This is a genomic window from Bacillus cereus group sp. BfR-BA-01379, assembly GCF_022663605.1.
In the GTDB taxonomy this organism is placed as follows: domain Bacteria; phylum Bacillota; class Bacilli; order Bacillales; family Bacillaceae_G; genus Bacillus_A; species Bacillus_A mobilis.
Genome location: NZ_JAKUFT010000143.1, coordinates 1 through 4760 on the forward strand (window position 1 = coordinate 1; position 4760 = coordinate 4760).

Sequence of the window (4760 nt, forward strand, 5' to 3'; positions counted from 1 at the left end):
ATCAGCAGCAAAACGCTGGAAATAATAGTATTTATGATTTTACGAAACCAGGAAAAGACCGTATTCATTCTCTACAAGATTTAATAGAAAAGCTCAAAAAGTCTAGTGATTTTGTTAATTACCATACATCTGATGATGAAACGATGCCTTATTGGATTTCTTACTATCGACCTTCGCTTGATGGAGAGAAATTGCAAAAATATTTAATGCCTACTCTTTTAGAACGACCTAGTGCTTCACTAGAAGAGCTGAAAGAACATATTCCGATGAGCGGCATTACAATTACGAACGATTTACAAAAAATTGAGGATATGGTGTTAAAGGGACATGCGATTATTCAATTGAACCAGCAAGATCAAAAATGTATGCTTGCAAACATCGCGATTGATAATTATCGTGCACCAACTCCTCCTTTAAACGAATCGACTGTTATCGGTCCTCAAGAAGGTTTCGTAGAAGATATTGATACAAATATTAATTTAGTTCGAAAACGGCTTCCTGTTTTAGATTTACAAACAAAAGAAATGATTGTCGGTGAGTTTTCAAAAACAAAAGTTGTCATGATGTATTTAGACAACCTCGCTGAAAAAGATAATGTAGATTTTCTCGAGGAGTCATTACGCGCTCTTGAATATGATCAAATTAATGATAGTGCTTATATACAAGAACTAATGGGAGAAAAGTCAATTTTCCCCCTCTATATCAATACAGAGCGTACTGATAGAGTTACAAAAGCACTTATTGATGGAAAAATTGCTATTTTTGTGGATGGTTCTCCAAGCGTTCTACTAACGCCTGTATCCTATTTCGATTTTTTCATTTCGCCAGAAGACTATAACGTCTCTTGGCTATATGCTACATTTTCAAGGATTTTAAGATTAATCGCCGTTCTATTTTCAATCTGTGCTACACCGTTATACGTTGCAGTTTTAAATTATCATTATGAACTTATTCCGAGCGATTTACTTGAAACTTTGATTTTATCAAGAGCTCAAGTACCGTTCCCACCTTTAATTGAAGCACTATTTTTAGAACTTGCAATCGACTTATTGAGAGAGGCTGGCGCAAGGTTACCGATGAAAGTTGGTCAAACGCTCGGTATTGTAGGCGGTATCGTAATCGGACAAGCATCTGTACAAGCTGGTTTAACGAGTAACATTTTATTAATTATCGTTGCCTTATCAGCACTCGCTTCCTTTATTACACCTATTTATAAAATGGGTAATGCTGTTCGATTACTACGTTTCCCGTTTCTAGCATTCGCAGAAATAGGGGGGCTCTTCGGTATCTCTCTTGGATTTATCTTTTTATTTACTCATCTTTTTAGACTTACTTCCTTGCGTAAGCCGTACGCTTTGTTTTACCCGACAAGACAACAATCTGTTAAAGATTCTTGGATTCGTTTTCCCTTAACAATGATTGATACAAGGGATGTACAAGCAAGACCACAACATGTAAAGAAAGCAGCAAAAGGGATTTCAACAAAACATAGATCGGATTTTGATGATTAAGGAATGAGGTGCATTGATGAGTAAAGTTCAAGAAAAATATCAAATATCTCCTGTCTTTGTTTTCTTCTTAATTCACGGTGCACAGTTTGGAGCTGGCGTTCTCGGCTTCGCTCGAATTATTGCGAAAGCTGCTGGATACGACGGCTGGATAGGGGTTCTAATCACAGGAATATGTATCCACATTCTTATATGGATGATGTATTTTTTATTAAAAGAAACAAACGGGAATTTAATTGATTTACAACGACAAACATTTGGAAAGTGGATAGGGAACCTCTTTAATATCATCTTTGCAGCATATTTTTTAATCGTCAGTATTTCCGTCATTCGAACGTATGTTGAAATTATTCAAGTATGGATGTTCCCAACTGCTTCCACCTTTATGTTAACACTCTTTTTATGCTTAGTTAGTTATTACATTATTTCTTCTGGCTTCCGTGTCATTACTGGTATTTGCGTCATCTCTGTTGGTGGTACACTAGGATATTTATTTCTAAGCTTATTCGTTTTGAAATATTCACATTGGGAGAATTTACTACCTATATTCACACATTCTCTTTCAGACATTTTAAAATCCGCTCAACTGTCAATCTACAGTATGACAGGATTTGAGATTTACCTCATGGTGTATCCATTCGTGAAAAAGCCTATGCAATCTCATAAGTATGCTCAACTCGGGGCACTATTTTCAAATCTTCTATATTTATTTAGTACCCTTTTAGCCTTTGCATTTTTTAGTGAGAAACAATTGTTAAAAACGATATGGTCGCAACTTTCCATGACTCAAGTCATTCAATTACCCTTCATAGAAAGACTAGAATATATCGCAATATCAGGCTATGCACTCGTTATTATTTCAAGTTTTATCCTCCCTTTATGGGCGTCAATAAGAGCAACTCACGAAATATTCCGTGTAAAACAAAGAGGTGTTTTAATCGCTTTTATCATTATCACTCTCATTGTTTCACAACTTTTAACGAACAGACACGATATTAATAACTTTATTAGTAATGCATCAAAAGTTAGTTTTTGGCTCATTTATGTATACATCCCAATCCTATTTATTATTGTGTGGGTGAAAAGAAAATGGAAAAAATCAAAAGCAAATTAATACTTATTTCTTGTATAGCACTTTTCAGTTTAACTGGATGTTTACAAAAAAATATTATCGATGATGTACAACTTATTCAAGGAACCGTTTTTGATACAGCAAAGGATCATAAAGTAAAAGTAACATTCGTTTGTCCCATTCAGAAAAAAGGAAATAAAGTTCAAGTTTTTGAAGGCAGCGCAAATGCGGTAAAACAAGTAAAAGCAGACACATCTTTAGAATCTTCTCAACCATTTGCTAGTGGACAAATGCGTGTTGCTCTATATACTATACCACTTGCAAAAAAAGGAATGTCTACTTCATTCGATACATTACTTCGAGATGTGAATATAGGGAACGCTTTATATGTTGCTTTACTTGAAGGTAATGGTACTGAACTTTTGAAAGGGAAATATTCGACTTCATACAATGTTGCAATTTATATAAAAAAATTGTTAGAGCATAACATGGAAACTGGTCCTTTACCAACGGATAATCTGCATGTAGGAGCATTCCGTTATTATCAAGAAGGGCAAGACTACTATATTCCAATTTTAAAAAAACATGGTGATAAAATAAAAATCAATGGAATTGGTCTTTTTAAAAAGGATAAATATATTGGTAAAATTGCGGAAAAGGATATGTTCATATTTAAAGGACTATTAGAAAAGCATAAATTAGATTCACATGAATTTAAAACCGATTCTGCGTACGTAATGATTAATAATATTCGTTCTGTTCCAACTTACGATATTAAGATTAAAAACGGAAAGCCTTCTTTCTTCATTCACGTTCATCTTGAGGCGCGCATTCAAGAACTATCGAAACAAATTAACTTAGAAAATAACAAGAACTCAAAAAATATTGAAAAAGATGTACAAAAACAATTAGATATACAAGCTGCTAAATTAGTTAAGCAGTTTAAATCTTTAGGCGTCGATCCTCTCGGACTAGGGGCTAAATATAAGCAGCATTATCGTCCATTCAAATTAGAAAAATGGAGACAGATGTACAAAGATGTCCCCGTCACTATAAAATACACCGTAAATATTACAAATTCTGGTGTAATCGAATGAGAAATGATTGAACTCCTCTCTCCGGCATGATACAACGGAAAGAGGAGTTTTTATTTTAGATAGAGAGAGAAGATATTTATGGGGGAGCTTATGTCTAAAAAATTAGTAAAGCCTATTTTAAATGGTATTTTATTTCTCGGCGTCTTTTTATTTGCTCATACATACTTAAAAAATGTTTCCTTCACACGTTATTTACTTGTCGTTATACCAATGTTGCTCGTTGGTATGTTTGGCATCGACCTTATTTTATCTATTTTAATAAAAGAAGAAAAATAACGAGCAGGGCCGTCCCAAAAATATTCCGGGATGGCTTTCTTTTATTAATGGGTTATGTTTTGTCGTTTAGTCGATATGGTCTTTCCCTATCTAAACTAAAAGATGAAACTTTTGGACAGTCCCTTTTCATTTCATAATCACCTTATGTTACAATGGGATTCGGCACAAAGCGAGAAAGGATGAAACAACATGACAAACGAAAAAGGTTTAGATAAAGGATACGAACTTGTTGCAAAAATGCATGAAGAGTTCGGACACCCTGTGACAAATACTCCAACAAAACTAACAGAAGAGCGTGCAAAAATCCGTGCAAGTTTTATGCAAGAAGAGCTAGAAGAATTTCTAGAAGCAACGACTGTTGAAGATCAATATGATGCACTGATTGACCTTATTTACTTCGCATTCGGAACGTTTGCCGAAATGGGCGTACGTCCTGATAAAGGATTCGAAATTGTAAATAACGCAAACATGGCAAAACTATTCCCTGATGGAAAACCTCGATTCCGTGAAGGCGACGGCAAAATTCTAAAACCAGAAGGCTGGCAAGCACCAGAACCACAACTTCGTGCTGAAATCGAACGTCAGCGCCAAGAAGCTAAAAAAAACTGCTAGGAAATCCTAGCAGTTTTTTTATTATGTCTTTTTTCATTTAGTTCATTAATGACCCACGTGTCCCGCGTGTCCTGCTGCTCCACCAATACTAGCCGCTCCTGCTGCTGCCCCTGCTCCTCCTGCTCCAATTCCACCTGTCCAAGGAGAAGATTGTTGCTGTTGTTGATATTGCTGATATTGTTGATGTTGTTGACC

5 protein-coding genes are annotated in these 4760 nt (G+C 35.3%); all 5 read left to right on the plus strand.

The annotated features are described in order from the left end of the window. On the plus strand, positions 1–1511 hold a 1511-nt coding region (locus MR113_RS26745), incomplete at its 5' end, for a spore germination protein (protein WP_242257428.1). A 16-nt stretch (positions 1512–1527) separates the two neighbouring features. Next, positions 1528–2622 (plus strand): spore germination protein, encoded by a 1095-nt coding sequence (locus MR113_RS26750; protein WP_061676791.1) that lies wholly within the window; start codon positions 1528–1530, stop codon positions 2620–2622. Then, the gene (gene gerHC / locus MR113_RS26755) at positions 2598–3677 is read left to right on the plus strand and encodes a spore germination protein GerHC (RefSeq protein ID WP_242257429.1); all 1080 of its coding nucleotides are present in this window, start codon (positions 2598–2600) and stop codon (positions 3675–3677) included. Before MR113_RS26750 ends, gerHC begins: the two co-directional genes overlap by 25 nt. A 90-nt stretch (positions 3678–3767) precedes the next feature. Beyond that, a complete protein-coding gene (locus MR113_RS26760; RefSeq protein WP_000038782.1) occupies positions 3768–3953 on the plus strand; it encodes a hypothetical protein in 186 nt (61 codons plus the stop codon). Between the two features lie 189 nt (positions 3954–4142). Next, complete coding sequence (locus tag MR113_RS26765) at positions 4143–4565, plus strand: pyrophosphohydrolase domain-containing protein (RefSeq protein ID WP_097845212.1); 423 nt, start codon at positions 4143–4145, stop codon at positions 4563–4565. Positions 4566–4760: the final 195 nt, after the last annotated feature.

Bases quoted from the DNA above. Each gene is read 5' to 3' on its own strand.
- gerHC (WP_242257429.1), top strand. From the start codon at position 2,598: ATGGAAAAAATCAAAAGCAAATTAATACTTATTTCTTGTATAGCACTT.
- MR113_RS26750 (WP_061676791.1), top strand. From the start codon at position 1,528: ATGAGTAAAGTTCAAGAAAAATATCAAATATCTCCTGTCTTTGTTTTC.
- MR113_RS26765 (WP_097845212.1), top strand. From the start codon at position 4,143: ATGACAAACGAAAAAGGTTTAGATAAAGGATACGAACTTGTTGCAAAA.
- MR113_RS26760 (WP_000038782.1), top strand. From the start codon at position 3,768: ATGTCTAAAAAATTAGTAAAGCCTATTTTAAATGGTATTTTATTTCTC.